Annotated in this window: 18 protein-coding genes and 4 pseudogenes; 11 read left to right on the top strand and 11 right to left on the bottom strand. The window is 70.7% G+C overall.

Translation table 11 applies throughout. From position 1 onward, the window contains the following. Positions 1–11: 11 nt before the first annotated feature. Together metE and OG344_RS17115 are read right to left on the bottom strand one after the other, a co-directional pair. Positions 12–2288: a 5-methyltetrahydropteroyltriglutamate--homocysteine S-methyltransferase gene (metE, locus tag OG344_RS17120; RefSeq protein ID WP_405083970.1), complete on the bottom strand. Its 2277-nt coding sequence runs from the start codon at positions 2286–2288 to the stop codon at positions 12–14. Between the two features lie 153 nt (positions 2289–2441). Further along, positions 2442–2990, bottom strand: coding sequence for a hypothetical protein (locus tag OG344_RS17115; RefSeq protein WP_405083969.1), 549 nt, complete (start codon positions 2988–2990; stop codon positions 2442–2444). Between the two features lie 62 nt (positions 2991–3052). On the opposite strand from OG344_RS17115, the gene OG344_RS17110 reads away from it, so the two are divergent. Beyond that, positions 3053–3718, top strand: coding sequence for an SDR family NAD(P)-dependent oxidoreductase (locus OG344_RS17110; protein ID WP_405083968.1), 666 nt, complete (start codon positions 3053–3055; stop codon positions 3716–3718). A 7-nt stretch (positions 3719–3725) separates the two neighbouring features. Here OG344_RS17110 and OG344_RS17105 read toward each other — a convergent pair whose 3' ends face one another. Then, positions 3726–4067 (bottom strand): MmcQ/YjbR family DNA-binding protein, encoded by a 342-nt coding sequence (locus tag OG344_RS17105; protein ID WP_150940170.1) that lies wholly within the window; start codon positions 4065–4067, stop codon positions 3726–3728. 108 nt (positions 4068–4175) lie between these two features. On the opposite strand from OG344_RS17105, the gene OG344_RS17100 reads away from it, so the two are divergent. After that, positions 4176–4928: a maleylpyruvate isomerase N-terminal domain-containing protein gene (locus OG344_RS17100; RefSeq protein WP_405083967.1), complete on the top strand. Its 753-nt coding sequence runs from the start codon at positions 4176–4178 to the stop codon at positions 4926–4928. 125 nt (positions 4929–5053) lie between these two features. Here OG344_RS17100 and OG344_RS17095 read toward each other — a convergent pair whose 3' ends face one another. From OG344_RS17095 to OG344_RS17085, 3 genes are read right to left on the bottom strand one after another with little or no spacing between them, the layout of a single operon-like run. Continuing rightward, complete coding sequence (locus OG344_RS17095; RefSeq protein ID WP_405083966.1) at positions 5054–5683, bottom strand: hypothetical protein; 630 nt, start codon at positions 5681–5683, stop codon at positions 5054–5056. Positions 5684–5724: 41 nt separating this feature from the next. Beyond that, positions 5725–8115 (bottom strand): family 43 glycosylhydrolase, encoded by a 2391-nt coding sequence (locus OG344_RS17090; RefSeq protein ID WP_405083965.1) that lies wholly within the window; start codon positions 8113–8115, stop codon positions 5725–5727. A gap of 41 nt (positions 8116–8156) precedes the next feature. Beyond that, positions 8157–11138, bottom strand: coding sequence for a family 43 glycosylhydrolase (locus OG344_RS17085; RefSeq protein ID WP_405083964.1), 2982 nt, complete (start codon positions 11136–11138; stop codon positions 8157–8159). A gap of 200 nt (positions 11139–11338) precedes the next feature. Here OG344_RS17085 and OG344_RS17080 point away from each other — a divergent pair. The 3 genes and pseudogenes from OG344_RS17080 to OG344_RS17070 all read left to right on the top strand — a co-directional run. After that, positions 11339–11536, top strand: a pseudogene (locus OG344_RS17080) (SAM-dependent methyltransferase); the annotation flags it as partial. Between the two features lie 30 nt (positions 11537–11566). Next, complete coding sequence (locus tag OG344_RS17075) at positions 11567–12487, top strand: LysR family transcriptional regulator (RefSeq protein WP_405083963.1); 921 nt, start codon at positions 11567–11569, stop codon at positions 12485–12487. Positions 12488–12943: 456 nt separating this feature from the next. Then, the gene (locus OG344_RS17070) at positions 12944–13381 is read left to right on the top strand and encodes a DoxX family protein (RefSeq protein ID WP_327044272.1); all 438 of its coding nucleotides are present in this window, start codon (positions 12944–12946) and stop codon (positions 13379–13381) included. 53 nt (positions 13382–13434) lie between these two features. Here the strand turns inward: OG344_RS17070 and OG344_RS17065 are convergent. From OG344_RS17065 to OG344_RS17055, 3 genes and pseudogenes are all read right to left on the bottom strand, one after another. Beyond that, a pseudogene (locus OG344_RS17065) lies at positions 13435–13967 on the bottom strand (gamma-glutamylcyclotransferase). 482 nt (positions 13968–14449) lie between these two features. After that, a pseudogene (locus tag OG344_RS17060) lies at positions 14450–14758 on the bottom strand (ATP-binding cassette domain-containing protein); the annotation flags it as partial. After that, positions 14733–15215 (bottom strand): FCD domain-containing protein, encoded by a 483-nt coding sequence (locus OG344_RS17055; RefSeq protein WP_405083962.1) that lies wholly within the window; start codon positions 15213–15215, stop codon positions 14733–14735. The gene OG344_RS17055 and the pseudogene OG344_RS17060, both read right to left, overlap by 26 nt. Between OG344_RS17055 and OG344_RS17050 the strand changes: the two are divergent. Further along, positions 15205–17202: pseudogene (locus tag OG344_RS17050) on the top strand (glycoside hydrolase family 9 protein); the annotation flags it as partial. The gene OG344_RS17055 and the pseudogene OG344_RS17050 overlap by 11 nt on opposite strands. Before the next feature lie 2 nt (positions 17203–17204). Here OG344_RS17050 and OG344_RS17045 read toward each other — a convergent pair. Next, positions 17205–17627, bottom strand: coding sequence for a hypothetical protein (locus OG344_RS17045; RefSeq protein WP_405089110.1), 423 nt, complete (start codon positions 17625–17627; stop codon positions 17205–17207). Here OG344_RS17045 and OG344_RS17040 point away from each other — a divergent pair. The 5 genes from OG344_RS17040 (at position 17551) to OG344_RS17020 (ending at position 24175) form a co-directional block, all read left to right on the top strand. Further along, complete coding sequence (locus tag OG344_RS17040; RefSeq protein WP_405089109.1) at positions 17551–17883, top strand: cellulose binding domain-containing protein; 333 nt, start codon at positions 17551–17553, stop codon at positions 17881–17883. The two genes, OG344_RS17045 and OG344_RS17040, sit on opposite strands and share 77 nt — an antisense overlap. Positions 17884–17896: 13 nt before the next feature. Next, positions 17897–20638, top strand: a complete 2742-nt coding sequence (locus OG344_RS17035; protein WP_405083961.1) for a glycoside hydrolase family 9 protein — start codon at positions 17897–17899, stop codon at positions 20636–20638. 92 nt (positions 20639–20730) lie between these two features. Beyond that, positions 20731–22170 carry a cellulose binding domain-containing protein gene (locus OG344_RS17030; RefSeq protein ID WP_405083960.1) on the top strand — a complete coding sequence of 480 codons (1440 nt, stop codon included), beginning with the start codon at positions 20731–20733 and terminating at the stop codon, positions 22168–22170. A gap of 244 nt (positions 22171–22414) precedes the next feature. Continuing rightward, positions 22415–23353, top strand: a complete 939-nt coding sequence (locus OG344_RS17025; protein WP_405083959.1) for a cellulose binding domain-containing protein — start codon at positions 22415–22417, stop codon at positions 23351–23353. A gap of 48 nt (positions 23354–23401) precedes the next feature. After that, positions 23402–24175 carry a ribonuclease HII gene (locus OG344_RS17020; protein WP_405083958.1) on the top strand — a complete coding sequence of 258 codons (774 nt, stop codon included), beginning with the start codon at positions 23402–23404 and terminating at the stop codon, positions 24173–24175. Positions 24176–24180: 5 nt separating this feature from the next. Here the strand turns inward: OG344_RS17020 and OG344_RS17015 are convergent, their stop codons facing one another. Next, positions 24181–26784 carry a DUF222 domain-containing protein gene (locus OG344_RS17015; RefSeq protein ID WP_405083957.1) on the bottom strand — a complete coding sequence of 868 codons (2604 nt, stop codon included), beginning with the start codon at positions 26782–26784 and terminating at the stop codon, positions 24181–24183. Positions 26785–26935 lie beyond the last annotated feature (151 nt).

Here is a 26935-nt window from a genome sequence, read left to right as displayed (position 1 = left end):
TCATGTGCCGCTCATGAAGCCGTGCCGCTCGTGTGCCGCTCGCGGAGGCGGGCGGCGGCCTCGGTCACGTTGGCGAGCGCGGCCTCGACCTGCTCGTGCGACCGGGTCTTCAGGCCGCAGTCGGGGTTGACCCACAGCCGGTCGGCGGGCACCACCCGCAGGGCCTCCTCCAGGAGCCGTTCCACCTCGTCGGCGCCGGGCACGCGCGGCGAGTGGATGTCGTAGACCCCGGGGCCGAGCCCCCGGCCGAAGCCGCCGCCCTTCCCATCGGCGACCCCGGCGACCCCGGCGAGCACTCGGCCGCGTGAGCGGGCCGACTCGACGCTGGTCACGTCCGCGTCGAGGGCGTCGATCGCGGCGAGGATCTGGTCGGCGTCCGAATAGCACAGGTGCGTGTGGATCTGGGTGTGATCGCCGGCGCCGGAGGTCGCCCAACGGTAGGCCACGACGGACCACTCCAGGTAGGCGGCCTGCCCGGCCCGGCGCAGCGGCAGCAGTTCGCGCAGGGCGGGCTCGTCCACCTGGATCACCCCGATGCCCGCCTCCTCCAGGTCGCGCACCTCCTCGCGGACGGCGTCGGCGACCTGGAAGACCACGTCGCGCAGCGGCAGGTCGTCGCGGACGAACGACCACGCCACGATCGTGACCGGGCCGGTGAGCATGCCCTTGACCGGTCTGCTCGTCAGCGACTGCGCGTACCGCGCCCAGCGCACGGTGATCGGCTCCGGCCGCCGCACGTCGCCGTGCAGGATGGGCGGCCGGGTGCAGCGCGAGCCGTACGACTGGACCCAGCCGTGCCGGGTGACGGCGAAGCCGTCGAGGTGCTCGGCGAAGTACTGCACCATGTCGTTCCGCTCGGGCTCGCCGTGCACGAGGACGTCCAGCCCCAGCCGCTCCTGCACCGCGATGACGTGCTCGATCTCGGCGCGGACCATGCTCTCGTACGCCGCCTCCCCCATCTCCCCGTCCGCCAGCGCCGCCCTGGCCCGGCGCAGCTCCCCCGTCTGCGGGAACGAGCCGATCGTGGTGACCGGGAAGAGCGGCAGCTTCAGGCGCTCCGCCTGCGCCGCCGCCCGTACGGCGTAGGGCGCCCGGCCCCCTGTCGCCCGGGCTCCGGACGCGGGAGCCTGTGCCTGTGCCTGTGCCTGCGGCGCGGGGAGGCGGGGCACGTCGGTGCCGGGCACGTCGGCGAGCAGGGCCGCCAGCGCGACCACCTCGGCGACCTTCTGCTCGGCGAACGCCAGCCGGCCCCGCAGGGCGGGATCGAGATCGGTCTCCCGCTCCACGTCGTACGGCACGTGCAGGAGCGAGCACGAGGTGCCGGCCACAACCCGTCCGGCCTGTTCCCGTACGGCGTGCAGCGTGGCCAGCGCCCGGTCCCGGTCGGTGCGCCACACGTCCCGGCCTGGCACGACGCCCGCGACGACCGTCTTGCCGGCGAGGAGGCCCACGTCGCCGGCCGTGCCCAGGGCGGGATCCACGGCGAGATCCAGGGCCACGGCCTCGACCGGCGTCCGCGCCAGCACGGGCAGCGCCTCGCCGAGGCTCCCGAAGTACGTGGCGACCAGCAGCGCGGGCCGTTCCGCCAGCCCGCCGAGCCGGCCGTACGCCGCCTCGACCGCGGCGAGTTCGGCGGGGGTCCGGTCGGCGACCAGCGCGGGCTCGTCGAGCTGCACCCACCCGACGCCCTCCGCGGCCAGCGCGCCCAGCAGGCGTCCGTACACCTCGACCACGTCGTCCAGCCGGTCGAGCGGCGCGAAGCCGTCCGGGCTTCCCGGCGCGGCCTGCGACAACAGGAGGAACGTCACCGGTCCGACCAGCACCGGCCGCGTCTCCAGGCCCAGCGCGCGAGCCTCGCGGACCTCCGAGAGCGGTTTGGCGGCGTCGAGGGAGAAGACCGTGTCCGGCCCGATCTCGGGCACGATGTAGTGGTAGTTGGTGTCGAACCACTTGGTCATCCGCAGCGGCGGCAGCCCATCGGCGCCGCGGGCCATCGCGAAGTAGGCGGCCAGGTCGTCGTCGTTCCGGTAGCGGTCGGGCACCGCGCCGAGCAGCACGGCCGTGTCGAGGACGTGGTCGTAGTAGGAGAAGGTGTTCGACGGCAACCCGCCCAGGCCCAGCTCCGCCAGCCGCCGCCAGGTGTCCTCCCGCAGCCGCCGCGCGGTGCGCTCCAGGGCCGCGCGGTCCAAGCGGCCCTCCCAGTACGCCTCCAGCGCCCGCTTCAGCTCCCGATCGGGCCCGATCCTCGGATACCCCAGCACGGTCGATCCGGGAAAAGACGACGTCATCACGGCTCCTCGCTACGTCGGACAGGACGCCCCGCATCCTCCCCTCACCCGATTCCGCCGCGACGGATTCATCACCCATGCTTATGGATCACCTCGATCTCGTCCTGGCAGGCCGAGGGCATCGATAAGCCGGCGTGAACGGCATGCACCGGCTCAGTGAGGGACGTCCATCCGCTGGGTGCCGATCACCGACAGCAGCCGCAGCGCCTCCTCGGACGGCGAGCCGGGGACGGCGGTGTAGATCACCACCTGCTGGTCGCGGTCGGCGATGTCGAGGGTGTCGCAGTTGACGACGACCGGGCCGACCATCGGGTGCCGGAAGGTCTTACAGAGCGTGTGCGGGCCCTCCACCTCGTGGGAGGCCCACAGCGCCGCGAACTCCGGGCTGCCCGCGAGGAGCTCGTCCACCAGCCCGGTCACCTCCGGCGCGTCCGGGTAGCGGGCGGCGGCGGCACGCAGCCGCCGGGCGGCGCGGCGGGCGAACGCGTCGGAGTCGGAGACTCCGTACAGGCGGCGTCCCTCCCGGTGCGGCCCGAGGAACACGCGGCGCACAAGGTTGCGGTCACGCCGCGGCACAGCCGAGAAGTCCTCCATCAGGGCGGCCGCCAGGTCGTTCCAGGCGAGCACATCGAGCGTCGCGGACGTCACGAACGCGGCGGACTGCGGCAGCCTCCGCACCAGGTCGAGGATGCTCTGCGGCACCTCCCGCGGGACGCGGCATCGGGGCCGCGGCGGCGCGGCTGTTCGCCCGGGAGGGCGTCCGCGTGCTGCTCGCGGCCCGGACGGAGGACCAGCTCAAGACGGTGACCGAGGAGATCCGGGCGGCGGGCGGCACCGCGGACCACGTGGTGTGCGGCCTGGCCGACGCGGCCAGTGTGCGCGCCGCCGTGAGCCGCGCCGTGGACCTGTACGGCCGGCTCGACGTCGCCTTCAACAACGGGGCGACGGGCCAGCGGCGGCCCGGCCCGATGGACCGGATGCCCGAGGACGACTTCGACCACCTCTACGCCGTGAACCTCAAGGGCGTTTGGCTGGCCATGGTCGCCGAGGTGGAGGCGATCCGGGCCACCGCCGGCACGGGCGCCATCGTCAACAACTCGTCCGTCGGCAGCTGGGGAGGCAACCCCGAGCTGCCGGCCTACGCCGCGATGAAGCGGGCGGTCAACAGCCTCACCGAGTCGGCCGCCGTCACCTACGGCCCCGAGGGCATCCGGGTCAACGCGATCGCTCCCGGCAACACGCTCACCGAGATGATCCGCGAATGGGAGGCCAGATCGCCCGGACTCCAGGAGCGGCTCACGGCGATGACGCCGCTGCGCCGCGGGGCCGACCCGGCCGAGATCGCCGAGGCCGCCGCCTGGCTGCTGAGCGACCGCTCCTCCTTCGTGACCGGCGCCGTCCTGCGGGTCGACGGCGGCGCCCGGGTCTGAGCGGGGGTCAGAGCGCGTCGTACGCGGCGGCCACCTTCTTCGGGACGACCATCCGCCACGCGTCGGTGACGAGCTCCCGCATCTCGGCCACGTCGATGGCCGCCAGCCGGACCCTGACCCACTGGTAACGCTCGTCCGAGGGCAGGGGCATGAGGAACTTCTCCGGCTCGGCGGCCACGAGGGCCGCCCGCTCCTCCTTGGGGAACCCGAAGCCCATCAGGGTCTCGTCCGGAGACACGGAGGCGTACACGATGCCCCTGACCCGGAACTTCACGTGATCGCGGACCAGTGCCTCCTCGGTGCGCGGCAGTGCCCGCGCGACCCGCCGTACGTCGTCGACCGTGACCATCGGACGCTCTCCTCCCGTTGCCGACGAACAGTAGCGGCGGCCACCGACATTCCGGCAGGCCTGTGGAAATCGTTCGAGGACGCCGGCGGGGGCTGATCTGATTAGGGCATGGAACACCCTCGACTTCTTGAGCATCTCGCCAGGGACTTCTCCCTCCTGCGCGCGGCCGTGGTGGCCGCCGAGCCCACGGCGGCCGTGCCGACCTGTCCGAAGTGGTCGGTCGCCGACCTGACTCGGCACGTCGCCCAGGTCTACCTGCACAAGACCGAGTGCATCCGGCTGAACGCCTTTCCCGAGGCATGGCCGGAGGACATCCCGTCCGACCCGCTGACCGCACTGGACAGGTACTACGAGCGGCTGACCTCGGCCTTCGCCGAGCACTCCCCCACCGATCCCGCGGCGACCTGGCACGAGCCCGACCAGACGGTCGGCTTCTGGATCCGCCGCATGGCCCTGGAGACCGTCACCCACCGCGTCGACGCCGAGCTCGCCGCGGGCGGGCCGGTCTCACCTGTCGCGAGCGACCTGGCTCTCGACGGCGTGGACGAGGTGCTGACCCTCTTCCTCGGCTATGGCAGCACCAGGTGGGACGACGACTTCGGCTCGCTGCTGGAGGCACCCGATCCGCGTACGCTCTCGGTCTCCACCGGCCACCACGCCTGGACGGTGCGGGCCACTCCGGCCGGGGTGGAGGTCCGGGAGGCCGCGACCGGCCTCGACGGCGAGGCCCTGGTCAGCGGCGAGGCCGAGCCGCTGCTGCTGTGGTTGTGGAACCGCGGCGGCGACGGGGACGTGCACCTGTCCGGTGACCAGGCGCTGCTCGACCAGTTTCACGCCTTGCGCACCGCTGCCACACAGTGAACGGCCCGCACGGCCACCGGCGCCTTGTCGCGCACGTGCCCCGCGACGCGTGTCGCGGGGCACGTCAGGTTCCCTCAGCAGCCCTTCCAAGCAGGGCGTGAGCCGGACGGCGTCCCGCCTTCGGCTCAGGACTGGTTGAACAGCGAAAGCGTCAGGGTCGAGTGGTACTCGCCGGCGGCGACGTCGACGGGGGTGCGCAGGGCGAGGTCGGCGTTGACCTTCGAGGTGCCGATCTCGGTGGCGGAGTCGGCGGTGGAGACGAGGAGTTCCTGGCCCTGGAGACCGACGTTGGGGGCTCCGGAGCCGTCGGAGATGACAGAGGAGATGGGTTCGCCGGCGGAGACGGCGCCGGTGGTGCTGTCGGACAGCAGGCGGGGCTTCCAGCCGAGGTATTCGGGGCCGATGGGGGGTGCGGCGCTGCCGGTGGCGGTGAACGCGCTGGCCTGGCCGACGACGGCCCAGAAGTCGCCGGCGGGGATCTCGTCGGGCTGGCGGGTGTCGGTGACGGTGACGGTGGGCAGGGTGCCGACGAACTGGCGGGCGGCGGCGTCGGAGCCGTTCTCCTGGAGGGAGACGCCGTTGTTGTCGGCGACGGTCATGGAGACCTGGCCGGGGGTGGTGGTGGGGGTGATGGTGACCGAGACGTCGATGCCGGCGCCGGGGTCGTCGGCCAGGGCGGGGGAGGCGCCGAGGCCGGTGAGGGTCAGGCCGAGCACGGAGGCGGCCAGTATCTGGGTGGTGCGGGTCATTCGCATGGGGTGATCACTCCGATGTGCGGGGGGTGGGGCCGGTGCGGTCAGCGGCAGGCGGCCGCGTTGTAGGCCGCGTCGTAGGACGTGGTGACCTGCTTGCCGCCGATCGTCGCGGTGCCGGTCACGGTGACCGTGCCCGCGTCGATCTGGGCGGCCCGGGTGTTGAAGGACTGGTAGGCCTGCTTGCCCGGAGCCACGTCGGCCACGGTCCTGGTGCCGTACGGGGTGGCCAGCGTGATCGTGGCCGGCGCGTCGCCGGCGTTGACGGCCGTGACCGCCAGGTACGCCGAAGCGCCGACGCAGCGGGCGGAGGCGGTGACGGTCAGCTTGACCTCCGGCGAGGACTGCTCCGCGGCGAAGGCCCAGGAGTCGATCTCGAAGAGGTCCGCGCCCTCGGGCCCGGCGTAGGTGAAGTACACGTCGTGGACGCCCTTGACACCGTCGAGCCTGGCGCTCAGTCTCGTCCACTCGCCGAGCGGGGCGTCGACGGGGATGGTCGCCACCACGGGCGAGGCGCGGCCGTCGAGACGGACGTCGATCTTCCCTCCGGCCGCGAGCGGGCGCACCTTCGCGGTGACGCCGGTGGCGCCGGCCGCGCCGAAGTCGACCTTGGCGAGCGACGTCCAGTCGCCGTTGTCGATGTCGTACACCACGAGGTTCGGCGCCTGCGTGCCGAACTCCTCAGATCCGCCGTCGACCTTCTTCGTCGCGATGCCCTGCTGCCACGCGATCGTCTCGGCCTCGATCACCCGGTACGGGTCGAGGGCGCGGATCTGCTCGACACCCTTGTAGTCGCCCCTCACCTCCTTGATCGTGCCGTCGGCGTTGAAGTCGAGCTTGGCGAGGTGCGGGCTGCGGAAGCCCTGGGTGGCGCCGCCCGTGATGCGGCTGTTGAGCGTCTGGGCGTGGTACGTGAAGTAGTACTGGCCGCCCAGCTGGAACACCGACTGGTGGTTGTTGCCGCCGGCGCCGAAGTAGGTGCCGGGGTTCTTGAAGATGATCCCCTTGTACGTCTCGGGGGTCCACGGGCCCATCGGGCTGTCGGCCATGAGATAGGCGATCGCCCCGGTCGGCGGGCCGTTGGGGTCGACCGCGCCGCCGAACCCGAAGTTCGACGAGTACGAGTAGTAGTACCTGCCGTCGCGCTTGAACAGGTGGCCGGCCTCGAACACGAGCGGCGCGTCGATGACCTCCGCCGAGCCCTTCGTGCTGATCATGTCGTCGCCGAGCCTGATCACCCGCGTGGACTTCGGGTGGTTGGTGTTCTCGGCGCTGCGCGTCCCGTCGTCGCCGCCACCGCCGAAGACGAGGTAGCCCTGGCCGTCGTCGTCGATGAACACGCCGGGGTCGAAGAGCCAGTTCTTGCCGTTCGACGCGCCCGGGGTGGCGCTGGTGATGAGCAGGCTGCCCCGCTCGTCGCGCCACGGGCCGACCGGCGAGTCGCCGACGATCACGCCCGAGGCGCCGCCGCTGTTGGCGAAGTAGAGGAAGAACTTCTCCTTGCCGCCGACGACCTTGCTCTCCATGGCGGGGGCCCACGAGTTGCCGGCGTAGCGGGCGACGCCGCTCGGGCCCGCGACGGGGATCTCACCGTGGTCGACCCAGTTCATCAGGTCGTCCGACGAGATGACGGTGATCGTGTTGATACTGGCGTAGGTGTTCGTCGTGGAGACCCCGTTGGGGCCGGGCTTGTACTCCTGCGTGTCGTTGGTCATGTAGATGTACACGCGGCCGTCGTGGACGAAGGCGTTGCCGTCCGCTCCGAACTTGTGGGAGATGAGCGGGTTGCCCTCGCCCGGGTTCTTGCCGAGCGCCTCGATCGTCGTGGAGGCGGTGTACTCCGAGACCGACACGTCGTCGACCTTGAAGTCCATGAGGTGCGTGTTCGGAGCGGACGCGGGGTCCGACGTCCAGGGCGTCTCGATGAAGAGCCGCGCGGTCGTGACGCTCTGCCCCGCCGGGATCGTGAACGTGCCCTGGATGAGCCCCCACTGCCCGCGGGCCACCGTCACCGTGCCGACGTTCGTGTACGTCGAGCCGCCGTAGTGCATGGTGGCGAAGAACTGCTTGGTCGCCGGGCTGCTGGGGTTCTCGTACTTCACCCGGGCCGTGATCGCGTACGTCTTGCCGGCCTGCACCTTGCCGGACAGGTCCTGCATCGGGCCGGATCCGGTGGTCTTCCGGTCCGTGACGAGCACGGCGCCCGAACCGGCGAAGGCGTCCGTCGTGGGCGACAGCGTGGCGCCGTCCGTCGAGTTCCCGTTGTTGACGAACCAGCCGCTGAGACCGTCCTCGAACCCGCCGTTCACGATGATGTTCGGGCCGGCGGCCTGGACCGGCCCCGACGTCGCGGCGACCGCCGTGGCCAGCAGGGCGCCGGTCATCGCCGCGGCGGCGACCCGTCGCAGGGCCGACTTTCTGACGCGCTTCAACACGAATGTCTCCTTGAGCTCGGACTTTGCGGGGACGTGTGGGGTCAGCGGCAGCCGGCCGCCGGGTGGGCGGCGTCGTAGGACGTGGTGACCTGCCTGCCGCCGATCGTGGCGGTGCCGGTCACGGTGACCGTGCCCGCGCCGACCTGGGCGGCCCGGGTGCTGAAGGACTGGTAGGCCAGCTTGCCCGGGGCCACGTCGGCCACGGTCCTGGTGCCGTACGGGGTGGTCAGCGTGATCGTGGCCGGCACGTCGCCGGCGTTGACGGCCGTGACCGCCAGGTAGGCCGAGGCGCCGACGCAGCGGGCGGAGGCGGTGACGGTCAGCTTGACCTCCGGCGTGGCGGTCCTGAGCGTGCCGAGCCGGGCGAGCTGGTAGCTGAGCGCCCGCTCGGGCGCGTCGATCTGGTTCTGGGTGCCGAACCGCCCGGCCCGCGCCGCGGTGGCGTCGGCGAGCGCGGCCTGCGTCTCCGCCCACGCGTCCGCCGGATAGTCGCGCCTGTCGAGCGTCCCCGCGTGGGCGATGGCGGCGTCGAGGGCGCTCGTGTCGAGCGGCTTGTTCTGCGCGGTCAGCGTGTCGCTGAGCTTGTAGTAGTCGAAGTCGACGCGCCCGCCGGTCTCCCTGGTCGCGTAGTCGAACAGGCCGACCCGGTGCCCCATGAAGTGCGAGAGGCTGCCGTCCAGCGTCTGCGGGCCGACGCGGCCGCCGAGCTGGGTCCACTGCAGCCCGTCCAGGCTGTAGTAGAACGTCGTCCACAACTGTCCGGCCGGCGAGGCGAAGTCGAGGTCCGCTTTCACGTACACCTGGGTCGCGTCCCCCAGCGGCACCGTCGTGCCCGGCACGAAGCTCTCGGCCGCCGCCTGGTCGATGTCGACGGCGAACGGCTGCCCCCGGTTGACGACGCCCAGCGTGTTCCGGCCGTCGGCGCGCCTGACCGCGACGTAGGAGAACCCGCGGTTGTAGGCGGCCAGTCCCGCGACGTCGCCGTCCTTCATGCCGGAGACGTCCATCCTGGTCTCGGCCGACTGCCGGGGCCCGAACGTCCGCTGCGACAGCGTGTTGCGCGCCTCCTCGAACCAGGTCAGCTCGTCCCGGTTGGAGAGTTTGGTGTAGACGTACTTGCCGGTGACCACCTTGCCGGTCGTCAGCCGCAGCCATCCGTCCCGGTCCGTCAGCGACCAGTACCGGTTGTCGGGAGCGTGGTTCCACTCCCACACCGGGGCGAGGCGCGACCCGTTGGGGGTGATCTCCTCCTTGGCGGGGTACTCGGTCGTGACCGGCTGCCCGACGACGGAGACGTCGTCGATGAGGTACTCCACGCTCGACGACGCCGGCTGCGGGTTCGCCCAGGGCGTCTCCACCGCGAACTTGAAGTTGTCCACGTTCGCCGTCGCCGGCACCGTGTACTGGCCCGTCACCGTCGTCCACTGCCCCGCCGGAACGTTACCCGACGCCATCGTCTGGACGCCCGAGCCCCAGTCGGCCACGAGGTTGAACCGGATACTGGCCGGGCCCGACGCGTACTTGATCTTCGCCGACACGGTGTAGGTCACACCGCGCTGCACCTTCCCGTTCAGGTACTGGTTCGGACCGGAGCCGTTGAGCGTGCGGTCGCCGACCTTCAGCGCCGCCGAGCCCGCGGCCGGGCCGGTCGCATCCCGGCTGATCGTCGCACCGTACTGCGTGCCCCACGGCGAGACCGTCTCGGACTCGAACCCCGGGTTCTGCAGCAGTTCGACGCCGATGAGCGAGCCGTCGTACGCGGGCGGCTGCGGGATCGTCCAGTCCTCGTCCAGGTACGCCCGGTGCGGGGCGTCGTTGGCGAAGTCGTCGGAGGCGACGATGCTCTTCTGCTGCTCGAACCTCTCCTCCGCCGGGCTGAGCCTGATCGGCTTGGCGAACGCGCCGCCCACCGGCACGACCCCGTTGTTCCCGAAGACCGGCCAGCCGTCCTGCCAGGTGGCGGGGATCAGCGCCGGGGTGCGGCCGATCGGGAAGTTGTCGCGGAAGAACATGCCGTACCAGTCGGTGCCGCCGCCCGCACGCGAGATCGGCACGAGGCTGCCCTGCGCGAAACCGTTGGAGTTCAGCACCCCCCGTGCCTCGTAGGTGTTCGTGCCGTCCGCCGAGGTGTAGCGCCCGAGCAGGTCCCTGGAGCGGAACATGACGACCTGGCGCCCCTGGCCGGACGGCCAGGTGATGATGACCACGTAGTAGTAGCCGTTGATGTGGAAGACCTGGGCGCCCTCGAACAGGCCCCCGATGAACGGCTTGCCGGCGTAGTCACTCGCCGCGAAGATGCTCGGAAAGTCCTTGTCGATGCCCGACATGTCGGACTTGAGGCGTACGGCGCTCGTGTTGCCCGAGCCGTAGAAGATGTACGCCGTGCCGTCGTCGTCGAAGAACAGCGACGGGTCGTGCAGACCCCGGCCCAGCGGCGTGCGCTTCCACCTGCCGTTCTCGACGTCGTCGGTGCTGTAGAGGTACGCGCCGCCGAGGTTGTTGGTGTTGAAGACCGCGTAGAACCTGCCGTCGTGGTAGCGGAGGGACGACGCCCACTGGCCCTGGCCGTACGAGTTCTGCCCGTTGCGCAGCGAGAACGCGTCGCCGATGTCGGCCCGGTCGAACACGTAGTTGACGATCTCCCAGTTCACGAGGTCGTACGACTTCATGATCGGCGCACCCGGGCTCAGGTGCATCGTCGTGCTGATCATGTAGTAGACGTCCCGGTGCTCCTTGTTCTCCGCGGCCGGGACGCGCTCCACGCTGATGTCCGGCACGTCGGAGTTGAGGATGGGCACCGTGTAGGTGCCGTCGCCGGTCCCCTTGTCGGTCGAGGTGTACGACGGCTTGGGCGACCATGCGTCGTCGGAGGTGTGGGCGGAGTCGGCCGCGGCCGCGCCGCCTGTGGACACGAGGCCGGCGCAGAGAAGCGCGCCGGCCGTCGCGATCGCGGTTCTGCGCAGGCCGACCGGCCCGAGCGGGTCGCGCGGGACCGATCCAGAAGATCGGGGGGCTACGGACATGGGGGGTCTCCAGTCATAAATATGACGCGCCCGTTAATAGTGTTTGCGCTAACATGTCCTGTCAAGGCTCAAGTGATCGGATGATCTGAAATGTCCGCGCTCACCTCACCGGTCAGGTCCCGGGCAGGCCCCGGGCAGGTCCCGGTCAGTGCCCTCCGGACGGCACTAGGGTTGTGCCGGGGAGGTCGGATGAGTGCAGGCTGGGTGGACGGTCCCGGCGACGAGGGCCGTCCCGGGCTCGAACGAGCGTGCCGCACGCGGCGCGCATCGCGAACTACTTCCTCGGGGGCAAGGACCACTTCGTGTACGTCGACAACGACCCGCTGGTGCTGGTGCGCGCCCACGCCCTGCCGACCAGCTCTCCGCCCGGGGTGACCGACTCCATCGAGGCCGACGCCGGGTGCGGGGTCGGCCGCAAGCCCTGACCCGTGGACCCCGCCCCGCCACTGCGTGACATCGGCTGCTTCGCCCTCGTCGCCCGGCATCTCAGCTTCTCCCGCGCCGCCGCCGAGATGGGCGTCTCCCAGCCCGCGGCGAGCCAGGCCGTCGGGCGGCTGGAGCGCGTGCTCGGGGTCCGTCTGTTCGAGCGGACCAGCCGCGAGGTGCGGCTGACACCCGCGGGAAAGGCGCTGCTGCCGTACGCCGAGACGCTGCTGGAGTCCGCGACGGCCTTCTCGGCCGAGGCGCGGCGGCTGGCCGCACCGGCGGACGCGGGTGTCCGGCTGGCCTATCCCCCGCTGGTGGGTGGTCTCGCGGCGCGGGTGGCCCGCCGGATGGCCCGCCGCGATCCCCCGGCCGAGGTGGACCTGCGTCCCGCCGGGCGCGCCGCCTGCCTCGCGGCCGTCGCCGCCGGGGAGGTGACCGCCGCGATCCTGGCGAGCCCCTTTCCGCGCGATCTGACCACGGCCGCCCGGTTCCACGTGCCCGTGAGCCACCTGGCCGTGCCCGCCGGCGACCCGCTCGCCGCCCTGCCCCGGCTGCAGCCCGAACGGCTCGCCCGGCACCGGGTGCTCGTGCCGCGCGAACGCCCCCCGGGCGGCATGTGGGCACGGCTCGCCGCCCGCGTCGAACCCCACCGGCAGCATGTGGTGGCCGAGGAGATCGACGACTACGCCGCCGCGCTCGACCTGGTCGCGGCGGGCGTCGGCCTGCTGCCGACTCCCTCTCTGCTCGTCGCGTCCGTCCGCAGGGACGACGTCGCCTTCGTCCCGCTCGACGCGGGCGACCTGCGGCTGACGTACGCCCTCGCATGGCAGCGCGATCAGCAGGGGGAATGGCAGGGCGAACGGATGCCGGCGGGCCTGATGGCACTCGTGCAGACCGTGCAGGAATGTCTCTGGACCCGGTGATGCGCGGTCTGTGCTTGGTCCGGGAGAAAGTTTCATGCGGCCTGAATGGTCCTTGCAATGGTGAACATGCGGACGGCCGGAGCACTAGCAGGCATTATCCGGCGCGGCGGCGCCGCGGCCCCCCCTAAAAATTACTTGAACTCTTGACCAAAGACCGGCTTGAGAGCAATCTGAGACCAGCGCGACCCCGTGTCCGTTCGGCGCCGGACAGGGCATCGGGCGCGTCGCGGTCCATGGACGCATGAGCGACACCACCAGCGACGCTGCTGGTGTTCCAGGAGTTGACCTGCACTTTCGGGGTCTTCACCTCTAATCGCGCGCGGCTTCCCACAGCCGGGCGTCGTATCCGCCGACAATGCGAAAGCTCAGGACGCCGGAGATTCTGCACGGTTTACAGAGTCCTGACCGAAAACATTCGGCGGCCGGTTCTCCTCATTCCTCCAAGAAGGTGATCACGTGAAAATCGGTCAGATCAGCGGGCCGGTGCTCTCGCTCTTCCGTGTCGTCACAGGCCTGTTGTTCGTCTGCCACGGCGCGTCGTCGATCTTCGGGATCATGGGCGGCAGCCGGGGAACCGGCCAGGTTCTGCCCTTCGGCTCGTGGCCGGGCTGGTGGGCGGCGGCCATCCAGCTGGTTTTCGGCGCGCTCGTCCTCATCGGGCTGTTCACCCGCGTCAGCGCACTGCTCTGCTCCGGCTCGATGGCGTACGCCTACTTCGTCGTCCACGCGCCGCAGAACCTGTTCCCGATCCGCAACGGCGGCGAGGCCGCGGCCATGTTCTGCTGGTCGTTCTTCCTCATCGCCGTCTTCGGCCCCGGCTCCTGGGCGCTGGACACGCTGATCCACCGGGCGCGGCACCACGAGGTCGAGAGTTACACGCCCGCCACAGCGTAGGAGTGCCAGCGTAGGAGTGACAGCACAGGCATGAACAGCCTCGCGGCCGGGCGCTACGCGCGCCCGGCCGCGAGGTAGGCGGGCCAGCTGCCCAGACCGGTGATGTCCCTGGCCGACCCCACGGCGTACGCCTCGCACAGGAAGCCCCGCACCCGGCGGCCGTCGGAGAGCTCCTCCGTGCCGAGCCCGAGCGGGGCGGGGATGGTCACGAGCAGCTCCCCAGCGCGGCCGGTTCGATCTCGTGCAACTCGACCTCGACGGAGGAGCCGCCCTCCTCCCTGACCAGGCCCGGCCTGTCGCCGAGGTCGTAGAGCCGGTAGCAGGGGGCCGTCCGGGCGACGGCGGCGAACCGCGCGCCGAGCGCCACCAGGTGCGGGTGCAGCGGCTGGCCCACCCGGTGGGCCCCGACCACCGCCAGCGGGACTGTGCCGTCCACCGACACCCGGCCCGCCGGCGTCCGGGGCGCCGAGTCCTTCTCACCCTTCTCCCCCAGAAAGCCCGCGCCCAGGGCGGCCAGGAAGTCGTCGGATCCCGCCGGAGCCAGGAAGGCACGGTCGGCACGGCCAGCGCGTCGATCCGGGTCCATACGGCCGCCGTGGCGGCCCGCAGCTCCGCGCCGCCACGACGCCCGCCAGGCGGCCGTCGTGCAGGACGGCGACGCGGTCGCTGATCGCGATGAGCTCGTCGAGGTCCTCGGAGACGACGAGCACGCCCGCGCCCGCCCGGGCGCAGGCCGCAGGCGACCTCGCACAGCTCCCGCTGGCCGCTGCCCGCCACCCCCGCGATCCCGACGACCTCGCCGGGCAGCACGTCGAGCGTGACATCGCGCAGCCGGAGCACCCCGTTGTCGCCGTACGCGCTCACCCCCGTGAGGGAGAGCGCGGCCGTACGGCCGGGCGGCGGCACGGGGCGGTCGGCGGGCAGCGGCGGCACCGCCCGGCCCACCATCGCCTCCACCAGTTCCGCGTCGTCGTACGCCGCCGGGTCCGCCCCGCGGTGATCACCCGGCCGCCGCGCAGCACCGTGACCCGGTCGGCGATCGCCCTGACCTGCGACGTTCTCTGTCACGGTCAGCGCCGGGACCAGCCGCAGTTCCTGGAACACCATGCCGATCCCGAGGGACCGGGCGGCGGCCGGGCTGCCGACCCGCACCGGCGTGCCGTCCACCACCAGGTCGCCCGCGTCGGGCCGGTGCACGCCGTAGATGAGCTTGAGAAGGGTGCTCTTGCCCGCGCCGTGCTCCCCGACGAGGGCGTGTACCTCGCCGGGGCGTACGTCGAAGTCGACCCCGTCGTTGGCGACGACGTCGCCGAACGCCCGGGTCAGGCCGCGGGCCGCGAGCAGGGGATGGTCAGTGGGAGCCTCGGTCAACGTCATGGCGCCTGCCTCGGTTGAGGGCCATCTGGGTGATCGCGCGAGCGGCTCTGCGCTCGACGACGTCCATCGACTCCCCGACGTGCCGGCGCATCGCGGTCAGGGCGTCCTCAAGGCGCCCGGCGAGGACCTCCTCGACGATCTCCAGGTGCTGCAGGATCGTCAGGGTGATGCGGTCGGCGGTCAGGAAGTCGTACATGCGCACCGCTCTGATCCGCGCGTTGACGGACGCGAGGGTGCTCGTGAGCGCCGCGTTCCCCGAGGCGCGGCTCATCGTGACGTGGAAGTCCTCGTCCATCACCACGAACTGCGGGTCGGGCTCCGGCTGGTCGTCCCGCAGCGCGCGCCACTGGTCGCGCAGGGGTTCCAATACCGCCGGGTCGTGCCCGCGTACGGCCGGCTCCAGCGCGCGGCTGATCCCGCGCAGTTCCAGAGCGGCGTTTCTCGAAATGTCCGGCATGGTTAATTCGTGGTCGCCATGCCCTCACAGCCGCCGGGCCCGTACTGAAAGTTTCACTTCCCCGGCTCGCCGCGACGCCCCTGACCTGTACGGACGGCCCCGCCTCCGGGGCCGTGCTTGGAGCACGCCAGGTCCCGTACGCACCATCCGGGCGGGAGCCCCTTCCGGGTCGTCCCGCCCGTTCATCGTTCCTGGGGGCATGTTCATGCGACTACCGCGACGGCTGCTGAGCGCGAGCACGGCGGCTGCGACAGTGTTGACCGGCGCAGTGCTGTCGGTGACCTCCGCCGGCGCTCCCGCCTCCGCCGCCACGTTCGCCTACGGCGAGGCGCTGCAGAAATCGTTCCTGTTCTACGAGGCGCAGGAGTCGGGCCGCCTGCCGTCAACGAACCGGGTGACCTGGCGGGCCGACTCGACCGTGAACGACGGGAAGTCCGCCGGAGTCGACCTGTCGGGCGGCTTCTACGACGCCGGCGACCACGTGAAGTTCGGCTTCCCGATGGCCTCCATGACCACCACCCTGGCCTGGGGCGGCGTCGACTACCGGTCGGCCTACGAGAGGTCGGGCCAGCTGCCGTACCTGCTGAACACGCTGCGGCAGTCGGGCGACTACTTCATCAACGCCCATCCCGAGCCGAACGTCCTCTACGTCCAGGTCGGCGACGGCGGCGAGGACCACTCCTACTGGGGCGCGCCGGAGACCGTCGAGGCCAAGGGCCACAAGCGGCCGGTCTACAAGATCACCGCCTCGTGCCCCGGCACCGACGTGGCGGCCGAGACCGCCGCCGCGATGGCCGCGTCGTCGATCGTCTTCCGGCCGACCGACCCGTCGTACGCCGACACGCTGCTGACGCACGCCCGGCAACTGTTCACGTTCGCCGACACGACCAAGGGGACGAACGGCCGCGACACGGCGTACGTGAACTGCGTCAGCGCCGCGCAGGGCTTCTACAACTCCACCGGTGAGGGCGGCCAGGTGGAGGGCGCCACGAAGATGTACTGGGACGAGCTGGCCTGGGCCTCCGTCTGGCTCTACCGGGCCACGGGCACCGCGAGCTACCTCGACCGGGCCCGCGAGTTCTATCCCAAGATGGGCACCCAGGAAGACCCGGGGAGCAACGGCGTCCAGGTGCCCGTCTTCAACTTCGGCTTCGGCTGGAACGACAAGCAGTACGCCGTCTACGAGCAGATGGCCGAGCTGACCGGCGAGCAGAAGTACAAGGACGACGTCCAGCGCTACCTCGACTACTGGACCGTGGGCTACAAGGGCAAGAAGGGCACGATCACGCCCGGCGGCCTCGCGTACATCTTCTACTGGGCCTCGCTGCGCATGGCGGCCAACACCGCGTTCGTCGCGCTGAGGTACGCGGACTACCTCGGCTCGTCCAGCTCGCTCCGCGCCCGCTACCACGACTTCGGCAAGCGGCAGATCGACTACGCGCTCGGCGACAACCCCCGCCACTCCAGCTACATGATCGGCTTCGGGACCAACCCGCCGCGCAACCCCCACCACCGCGGCGCGCACGGCTCCTGGACCAACGCCGGTCCCGACGGCGAGCCCGCCGTCAGCAGGCACATCCTGTACGGTGCGCTGGTCGGCGGCCCGGACGGCGCCGACGCCTACACCGACAGCCGGGGCGACTACGTCAAGAACGAGGTCGCGCTCGACTTCAACTCCGGCATCACCAGCTCGCTCGCCGTCCTCTACGGCACGTACGGCGGGTCGCCCCTCGCGACGCTGCCGCGCGAGACGCCCGACGGCCCCGAGTTCTATCTGGAGCCGACGATCACCCACACCACCCGGGAGACGGCGGCCAAGACCTTCGTGATCAACAAGTCGGCCTGGCCCGCGACCGTGCTCGACCGGGCCAAGTTCCGCTACTACTTCACGCTCGACGGCTCGACGACGGCGAGCCAGGTCACCGTGAGCACGTCCTACACGCAGTGCAAGCAGCCCACCGGGCCGCACCTGCTGGAGGGCAGGACGTACTACGCCGAGGTCGACTGCACCGGCACGCTCATCTTCCCGGGCGGCCAGTCGGAGTTCCGCCGCGAGGTGCAACTCCGGATCAGTGTGGCCGACGGCGCGACCTGGGACCCGTCCAACGACTGGTCGGCGAAGGGCGCCGACCGCATGACGCTGTACGGCAACGACGGCAGGCTGCTCTGGGGCACCCCGCCGGGCTCCGGCCCGTCCCCGTCGGTGTCGCCTTCTGCGTCCCCCTCTGCGTCTCCGTCGGTATCGCCCTCTGTTTCTCCCTCTGCGTCGCCTTCTGCGTCCCCCTCTGCCTCGCCTTCTGCGTCGCCTTCTGCGTCCCCCTCTGCGTCCCCCTCCGTGTCACCTTCGGCCGGGGGCACGTGCAAGGTCGCGTACGCGACCAACGACTGGGGAGGCGGCTTCACCGCCACCATCACGATCACCAACGCCGGGACTGCGACGATCAACGGCTGGACCCTGAAGTTCGCCTTCCCCGGCACCCAGAAGATCACCCCGCCCGGCTGGTCGGCCACCTGGACACAGAGCGGGACCAGCGTCACCGCGGCGAACCTCGACTGGAACAAGACCATCGGTGCGGGCCAATCCGTCCAGATCGGCTTCCAGGGCACCTACACCGGTTCCAATCCCAAGCCCACCGCCTTCACCCTCAACGGCACCACCTGCTCCTGATATGAGGCGTTCGATGAGACTCCTTTCCCTGGGCGGGGTGGCCGCCGTACTGGCCGCCCTGCTCGTCCCGGGTTCGGTGCCCGCCCAGGCGGCGAGTTCGTACAACTACACCGAGGCCCTGCAGAAGTCGATCTACTTCTACGAGGCGCAGCAGTCGGGCAGGAAGCCCGCCTGGAGCCGCGTGGAGTGGCGCGGCGACCGCACGCTGAACGACGGCAAGCCTGCGGGGGTGGACCTGTCCGGCGGCTGGTACGACGCGGGCGACCACGTCAAGTTCGGCTTCCCCATGGCGTTCACCACCACGATGCTGGCCTGGGGGCTGGTCGAGAACCGGTCCGGCTACGGGACCCAGCTCACGCCGATGCTGAACAACCTCAAATGGGCCACCGACTACCTGATCGCCGCCCACCCCGAGCCGGAGACGTTGTACGTCCAGGTGGGCGACGGCAGCGTGGACCACGCGTACTGGGGCCCGCCCGAGGTGATCGACATCAAGGGCATGTCGCGGCCGGTCTACAAGATCACCCCGACGTGCAAGGGCACCGACGTCGTCGCCGAGACGGCCGCGGCCATGGCGGCCTCCTCGATGGCCTTCCGCCAGAGCGATCCGTCGTACGCCGACACGCTGCTCACCCACGCCCGGCAGCTGTTCACGTTCGCCGACACGACCAAGGGGACGAACGGCCAGGACACCGCGTACACGAGTTGCGTGCCGGGCATCTCCGGCTACTACAACTCGACCTGGGAGGGCGCCTCCGACCACCCCGGCGCGACCAAGATGTACTGGGACGAGCTGGCCTGGGCGGCCGTGTGGCTCTACCGGGCGACGGGCACGGGGAGCTACCTGGACAAGGCCCGCGAGTTCTACCCCAAGATGGGCAGCGAGCCCGACGTGGGCCAGGGCGCGGGCGGGACGATGGTGCCCGCCTACACCTTCGGCCTGGGCTGGAACGACAAGGAATACGCCGTCTATGCGCTGATGGCCATGCTGACCGGGGAACAGAGGTACATCGACGACGTCCAGCGCTACCTCGACTACTGGACCACCGGATACAAGGGCAAGAAGGGCACGATCACCCCCGGCGGCCTCGCGTACATCTTCAACTGGGCCTCGCTGCGCATGGCGCTGAACACGGCCTGGGTGGCCCTCGTCTACGCCGACCACCTCGGCTCCGGCAACGCGCTCTACGCCCGCTACCACGACTTCGCCAAGCGGCAGGTCGACTACTCCCTCGGGGACAATCCCCGCCACTCCAGTTACATGGTCGGCTTCGGGGCCAACCCGCCGACGCACGTCCACCATCGGGCGGCCAGCGGCCAGTACCTCGGCTACATGAGCGACACCACCGGCCCGAACCTGCACGTCCTGTACGGCGCGCTCGCCGGAGGACCGGACGCCGCCGACGCCTACGCCGACAGCCGTACGGACTACGTCCGCAACGAGGTGGCGATCGACTACAACTCCGGCATCACCAACGTGCTCGCGCGGTTCGCCAAGGAGTACGGCGGCACGCCCCTGGCGGGCTTCCCCGCGCCGGAGAACAAGTACGACGAGATCACCGCCGCTGTCGGCAACGTCTACACCGGTGGGGACGGCACTTCGCTGACCGTCACCATCACCAACACCTCGAACTGGCCTCCGCGCGTCCTCCAGTCGGGGAAGGCGCGTTACTACTTCACGCTCGACGGCTCCACCTCGGTCTCCCAGGTGAAGGTGACCGGCGGCGACACCAGCGGCTGCGCCGTGAACGGGCCCGTCCTCGCCAGGGACCGCACCTACTACGCCGAGGTGGACTGCACCGGCAAGCCGATCTACCCCGGCGACGCCCAGCTCTACCGGCGCAGCACCCAGTTGCGCATCTCGGTGCCGAACGGCGCGGCCTGGGACCCGGCCAACGACTGGTCGGCCTCGACCGCCTCCCACGTGCCGGTATACGACGGGGGCACGCTGGTGTGGGGTACCCCGCCGGAGGGCACGGCCAGCCCGTCGCCGTCTCCCAGCCCTTCGCCCTCCCCCAGCCCGTCGCCGTCCTCATCACCGTCATCCTCGCCGTCGTCCTCGCCGTCTTCGGTGGACACCACGCCGCCGAGCGCGCCCACCGGACTGTGGGTCTGCGGGGCGGACTTCGCGAACGCGGTGCCGATGTGCTGGACGGCCTCGACCGACGACGTCGGGGTCACGGGCTATGACGTGTACATGAAGCAGGGCACCGGCTTCACCAAGATCGGTTCGTCGACCACGCCCCTCTACGTCGCGGAGAGACTGGTCGCCGGCACGAGCTACACCTTCTACGTCGTGGCACGGGACGCCGCGGGCAACACCAGCCAGCCCTCGGCCACGCTCACCGCGACCGCCCAGACCGGCCTGTCCAGCCCGTCTCCGTCCCCCAGCCCGTCTCCTTCCCCCAGCCCGTCGCCGTCGCCCAGCCCTTCACCGGGTGGCGGATGCCGGGTGACGTACGGGACAAGCGACTGGGGCGGCGGGTTCACCGCGACCGTCACGATCGCCAACACCGGCACGAACGCGATCAACGGCTGGACGCTGAAGTTCGCCTTCCCGGGCGACCAGAAGGTCACCCCGCCCGGCTGGTCGGCCACCTGGACCCAGACCGGTGCGAACGTGACGGCGGTCAACCTCGACTGGAACAAGACCATCGCCCCTGGACAGTCCGTCCAGGTCGGCTTCAACGGCACCTACACCGGCTCGAACTCCCGGCCGGCCGCCTTCACCCTCAACGGCACCACCTGCTCGTGATCCTCACCCGGGCCCGGCGCATCCCCGATGCGCCGGGCGCCTGTTCGGAAGGTCATCACATGTACACCCAGAACCGCCGTACCACCGCCCGAGTGAGCGCCTTGCTGAGCGCCGGCCTGCTGAGCGCCGGGCTCGTGGGCGCCGCCGTCCTCCCGGCCTCCGCGGCGGCCGGAGACACCACCCCGCCCAGCGCTCCCGGAGCTCTGTGGCACTGTCCGTTGCCCGCGGCTCCCGGATCGGGTCTCGGCATCGGCGTGTCTCTTTGCTGGGGCGCCGCGACCGACGACGTCGGCGTCACCGAATACGACGTCCAGGTCAAGCAGGACGGCGCCTTCACCTCCATCCGCACCACGACCGGCCCGGGCTCCATCGTCAGCGGCCTCACCCTTGGACAGTCGTACACGTTCCGGGTCGTCGCGAGAGACGCGGCGGGGAACGCGGGCCCGCCGTCCAATGAACTGACGGCCACTGCCGGCTACCTGAGCGGCATGCCTCCCTCCAGCCCGCCGCCCAGCCCGTCCCCGATCGACCGGACCCCGCCCACCCGTCCCGAGGGCCTGGTCACGCAGAACGTCTGCGTCAACGGCTCGGTCGGCCTGGTCTGGACACCGTCCACCGACGACGTCGGCATCTCCACCTACGAGGTCTACGTGTGGACCGGCGGCGCCTTCCTGCGTACGCAGCAGGCCACGATCGACATGCGGGCCGACCGGGTCACCGCGGTGGTCGCCGGCCTCACGGCGGGGAGCGACTACCTGTTCTACGTCGTGGCCAAAGACCGCGCGGGCAACCTCAGCGCGCCTTCCGACCTGGTCCGTGCCCGGGCCATGGTCGAGCCGCCCGTGGCCAGTCCGAGCCCGGGAACCGACACCACGCCTCCTGGCACACCGACCGGCATGGCCGCCGTAACCGGAATGGACATACCCGGCGGAGTCTTCCTCGCCTGGTACAGCGTCAGCGACGACAGCGGCGTCCCGCCCAAGTACGACCTGTTCCGGCGGACCGACCACGGCTACGCGTACGAGGGTGAGAACGGCACCCCCCGCGACATCGTCACCGGCCTCGAAGGCGGCAAGCCGTACACCTTCCAGGTCGTGGCCCGTGACGCCGCCGGCAACCTGAGCAATCCCTCGGCGCCCTACACGGCCGTCGCGCAGCCCGGAGGAACGTCCTCGCCCAGCGCGTCGGTGTCTCCCAGCGCGTCGATGTCGCCCGGTTCCGGATGCAGGGTGACCTACGCCGCCACCACCTGGGACGGCGGGTTCACGACCACCGTCACGATCACCAACACCGGCACCGCCGCCGTCGACGGGTGGACGCTCGGCTTCAGCTTCCCGCTCGCCTCCCAGCGCGTCACCAACGGATGGTCGGCCGTCTGGACCCAGTCCGGCACCGATGTCACGGCCGAGAACTACGAATGGAACAAGACGATCAAGCCGGGCGAGTCGTTGTACCTCGGCTTCAACGGCGCCTACACCGGTTCCAACCCCAAACCCACCGCCTTCACCCTCAACGGCACCAGCTGCTCGTGATCCTCGCCAACGGTGCCCGGCGCATCCCCGATGCGCCGGGCGTCCGATCGGAAGGTAATCACAAACGCACCCAGAACCGCCGTACCACCGCCCAAGTGAGCGCCCTGCTCAGCGCCGGCCTTCTGAGCGCCGGCCTCGCGCTCGCCGCCGTGTCCACACCGGCCGCGCCGCCCTCGCACCGCCCCCGAGCCCTTCCGCGACCCCGACCTCCACCACCGGCAGCGCGCCGAGCCGTCCCACGGACGTGGGGCCGTACAACGCCTACATCAACGGCGCGGCCGGCCTGATCTGGACGAAGTCCACGGACGACGTCGCCGTCACCGGCTACGACGTGTACGCCTGGATCGACGGCGCCTTCACCCCCGTGACCACACAGTTCTTCACGTCCGGCGACTGGGTCGTCGGGGTCGTGCTGCAGAACCTCACCCCCGGGCGCGACTACCTGTTCTACGTCGTCGCCAAGGACGCCGACGGCAACCTCAGCGCGCCCTCCGATCTGGTCCGGCAACGGGCGATGGTCGAGCCGCCGCTCCCCACGAGCCCCGGCCCAGGTGCCCCCGACACCACTCCGCCCGGCACTCCGACCGGCCTGACCGCCGTGACCGGGATGCCGATCCCCGGCGGGATCTTCCTCGCCTGGAACACCGTCAGCGACGACAGCGGCGTCCCGCCCAAGTACGACCTGTTCCGGCGCACGGACCACGGTTACGCGTACGAGGGTGAGAACGGCACCCCCCGCGACATCGTCACCGGCCTCGAAGGCGGGAAGCCGTACACCTTCCAGGTCGTGGCCCGTGACGCGTCCGGTAACCTGAGCGCCGCCTCGGCGCCGTACACGGCCGTCGCCCAGTCTGACACGCCGCCTGTCTCGTGTGCGGTCACCTACACCCAGAGCGCCTGGAAGGGCGGTCTCACCGCCTCCGTGAAGATCATGAACACGGGCACCACGGCCATCGACGGGTGGAAGCTGACCTTCCTGCTCCCCACCCAGCACCTCACCAAGGGCTGGTCGGCCCGCTGGACACAGAGCGACAGCGTCGTCACCGTCGAGAACTACGACTGGAACAAGACCATCAAGCCCGGCAGTTCGGTGTCCATCGGCTTCAACGCCACCTTCCCCGGCGACCAGAACACGCCCCCGATGAGCTTCACTCTCAACCAGCGCAGTTGCACGATCACCTGATTTTTCACCTGAACCCCAGGGGCCTCTGGTGCCTGCGATGATGGCGGGATGACCGACGCGTTGCCCGGATTGGAGCCCGGTCTCGAACCCGGACTGAAATCCGGGGCCGCCGTCCGGCCCCGCCGGGCCGCCGGCTACGAGATCGAGGACGAGTTGCGCGCGGCCGGCATGGTCCACATCGCCGGTGTGGACGAGGTCGGTCGCGGCGCCTGGGCCGGGCCCGTCGTGCTCTGTGCGGCGGTCACCTCCTTCGGCCCGCCGCCGGAGTTGCCGGGACGAGGCGACCGTAAGGTCCGGCTGACCGATTCCAAGATGCTCGGGCCGGCTCAGCGGGAGGCATTCGCCGAGGTGCTTCCGGGCTGGCTCACCTGTCACGCGTACGGCGAGTCCAGTGCGGAGGAGATCGACGAGGTCGGCATGACCGAGGCCCTCCGCCGGGCCGCGCGCCGGGCCCTGGAGGCCCTGCCACTGCGGCCCGACGTGGTGCTCCTCGACGGCGCGCACGACTTCCTGGGGCGGCCATGGCGGGTGCGGTGCGAGGTGAAAGCCGATCAGCGCTCGGTCTCCGTGGCCGCCGCGTCGGTGCTCGCCAAGGTCCACCGCGACCGGCTGATGGCCGAGATCGGCGAGGAACATCCGGCCTACGGCTTCGCTGCCAACGCGGGCTATCCGTCGCCGGTCCACCAACGCGCTCTCGCCGAAAGCGGCCCGACCCCGCACCATCGGCTGTCGTGGGCCTACCTCGACGACCTGCCACGCTGGAAGCATCTGCGCAGGCACCGTGATCCCCTCGCCGGCTCCGGCCAGACGACCCTTCTCTGACACCCTCATGTCCTCGCTCGCCGGGTGCTGTAGGGGTTGCGGTAGGTGAAGGCCCAGCGGTCGTCGCCCACCTTTCGGCGGGTGTAGCGGGTGGGGTGGCGGTAGCGGTCGCGGTTGTGGAACTGGCACGCCGGCCCCAGTAGCTTCAGGTCGGTCGGCCCGCCGCTGCACCAGTTGTCGGCGTGGTCGATCTGGCACATCGTGGCGGGCAGCGGGCAGCCGTCGACCCAGCAGGTGGCGTACCGGGCGAAGACGGCCCGGCGCTGGGCGGGGGTGGCCAACCTGACCTTGCGGCCCATGTCCAGGACCTGCCCGGCGGCGTTCATCACTATCCTCACCAGGGTGCTGCTGCGGGCCAGCCGGTGCACGCTGGAGACGGGCAGCAGGTGCCCGGTCGCCAGGATCAGCCCCGGCAACCTTCGCATCCACACCCCGGGCGGCACATTGCCGCCCGCTCCCGGCGGACTGCTTCCCGGCGGCGCGTCGGCTCCCACCCCCGCCCAGGCATCATCTCCCGGCCAGGCGCCATCGCCAGGCCAAGCGTCGCCTCCCGGCCAGGCGCTCCCTTCCGCATCCGGCGGGGTGTCGGGCTCGGGTGGGGGATCAGGGGCATGCGTCTGCTTCGGGCGTGCCTGCTGCGGGGGTGCCTGCTTCGGGCGCCGCGCTCGGTTTCTGCGGTGTCCTCGCTCGATGCCCTCTTCCTGAGTGCCGGGGTCGTCGTCCGCGTCGTCAGAGTCGTCGGCGTGGTCCTGCTGGACGTCATCGCAGTCGCGCAGGTCGCCGCGCTCGTTGCCGCGCTCGTTGCCGCGCTCGTGGCCGCGCTCGTGGCTGTCGGTGGGGTCGAAGTGCGGCCAGGCGGCAGCCGGACCGTCCATGGGCGAGCTACCGGCGGCTGCGCGGCCGGTGACAGGCTCCTGCCCGTCAGCGCCCGCACCCGCGCCCGCACCCGCAGCGGCAGGGGAGGCGGCGCTGGAGGCGGCACGGCAGGCGGCACTGGGCGCGGCAGGGGAGGCGGCGCGGGAGGTGTCGTCTCCAGCGGAGGGCGCGACGGTCGAGCTACCGTCCTCGCCGACTGAGTGATCATCACCCGCCGGGGGCCCGGTGACTGTGCGTTCGGGGCTGGTGGAGGTGCGTTCGGGGCTGGTGGAGGTGCGTTCGGGGCTGGTGGAGGTGCGTTCGGGGCTGGTGGAGGTGCGTTCGGGGCTGACGGCCGATGGCCGTGCGCCCGGCTCTGCACCCGCTGGCTCTGCGTGTGGTTCTTCGTCTGGCTCTGCGTGTGGTTCTTCGCCGGCGGGCTCCTCAATGGTGGGCTCGCCGTCATCGCAGGGAGTGCCACTCGGAGGGTCGTCGGGAAGGGATTCGGCGTTGACCAGCACCAGAAGCTCAGTCGCGATCTTGTTCTCCAAGAACGCGATCAACGCGTCGGCGTTCCGCACACTCAGCGTACGGTCATCACCCTCCGCCTTGGGCTTGGCGTAGACGTCCAGCATGTGCTGCAACCGCGCGGCCGCCTCCACCGGCAGGTAGAACTCCCCCTCCACACCGCCGCCCCTACGCCGGCGCACCCGGAAGAACCGGCGATCGAAATCCGCCTGCTCATCCTTCTCATGCCCGTCAGGGTCGAGCACCGCGCGTAGGTACCGCCCCGCCTTGGCCACCTCCGCCGCACCCGCCGACCCCGCCAACTCCAGCAGAATCCGCTCAGCCGTCGCCGCCTGCTCATCGGTCAACCCCGCGGTGGCCGTGCAGATCGCCTCCACGACCCCCTCGGTCAGGCCACCCTCCGCGAACAGGCGACGCACCTCAGCAAGACGGTGCACTTCCATGCTCATCGTCACCAACCGGCCCGCCCCCGCAGGCGTCATCCCCCCGGCGCTACGCAGCCACAACTTCGTGGACGCATGCCCATGGTGCTTCGCCTCCCCCGCCCGATGGACACGACCCACCCGGGCCGCCAACGCCGAAGTGATCCGATCACGGACCGCAAGCAACTCCTCCGCCTCGGCCAGACACACACCCGCGTCCTCAGGCACCGGCACCAACGCCACCACCCGAGCCGCCTCGACAAGAGCCGCCACCGCCACCCACGACGGCGACCCCGAGCCGGAAACACCGCCAGAAGCACCACCAAAGACACCCTCAGAGGCGCCACCATCGACGTCTCCAGCGTCGGCACTCAGGGCGTCGGCACTCAGGGCGTCGGAGCCGACGCTGTCAGGGCCGAGAGTGCCGCGGCCGGCATCTCCTGTGTGATCCGCAGCGGGCGGAGAACCGGCTTCGGGGCCGGGAATGGCAGCGCCATCGCAAGAACCATCAGGGAGAGCGTTATTCCCGGTTTCGTCGCTGACGGGATCGTCGCTGACGGAGTCGTCAACGGCAGCGGTACCGGCACGAGTCGTGAATGCTCGAATAAAGGGGTAACTCGTCGGAGTACCGAATCGGCTCGCGTGCTCTCGCGCATCGGGATCGACGATCGGCACATATTCGCGGGCAAGGGTCCCGTCGGAAGACCACAGGGGCGAGCCGGCGATGAGCCGATCCCACCAGTCGCCCTCACCAGTAGTGTTCGAGTCAGGGAAGTGCGCAGGATCATCATCGAACAGATCCATAAGGCACCCCCTCAAGCAATTCGAAAGCCTGTATTAATTCTTCCACACCAAGCCCACATAGGCACGCCCGCGCAAGTGACTTGTTGGGGTTACAGGTGCGCTTTCTTCTTGGAGGCGATGACCGATATTTCCCTCTTGCGTGTCGTGGCGT

This window comes from Microbispora sp. NBC_01389, assembly GCF_045040095.1.
Taxonomy (GTDB): Bacteria; Actinomycetota; Actinomycetes; order Streptosporangiales; family Streptosporangiaceae; genus Microbispora.
This window is presented reverse-complemented; position numbering and strand designations above follow the sequence as displayed.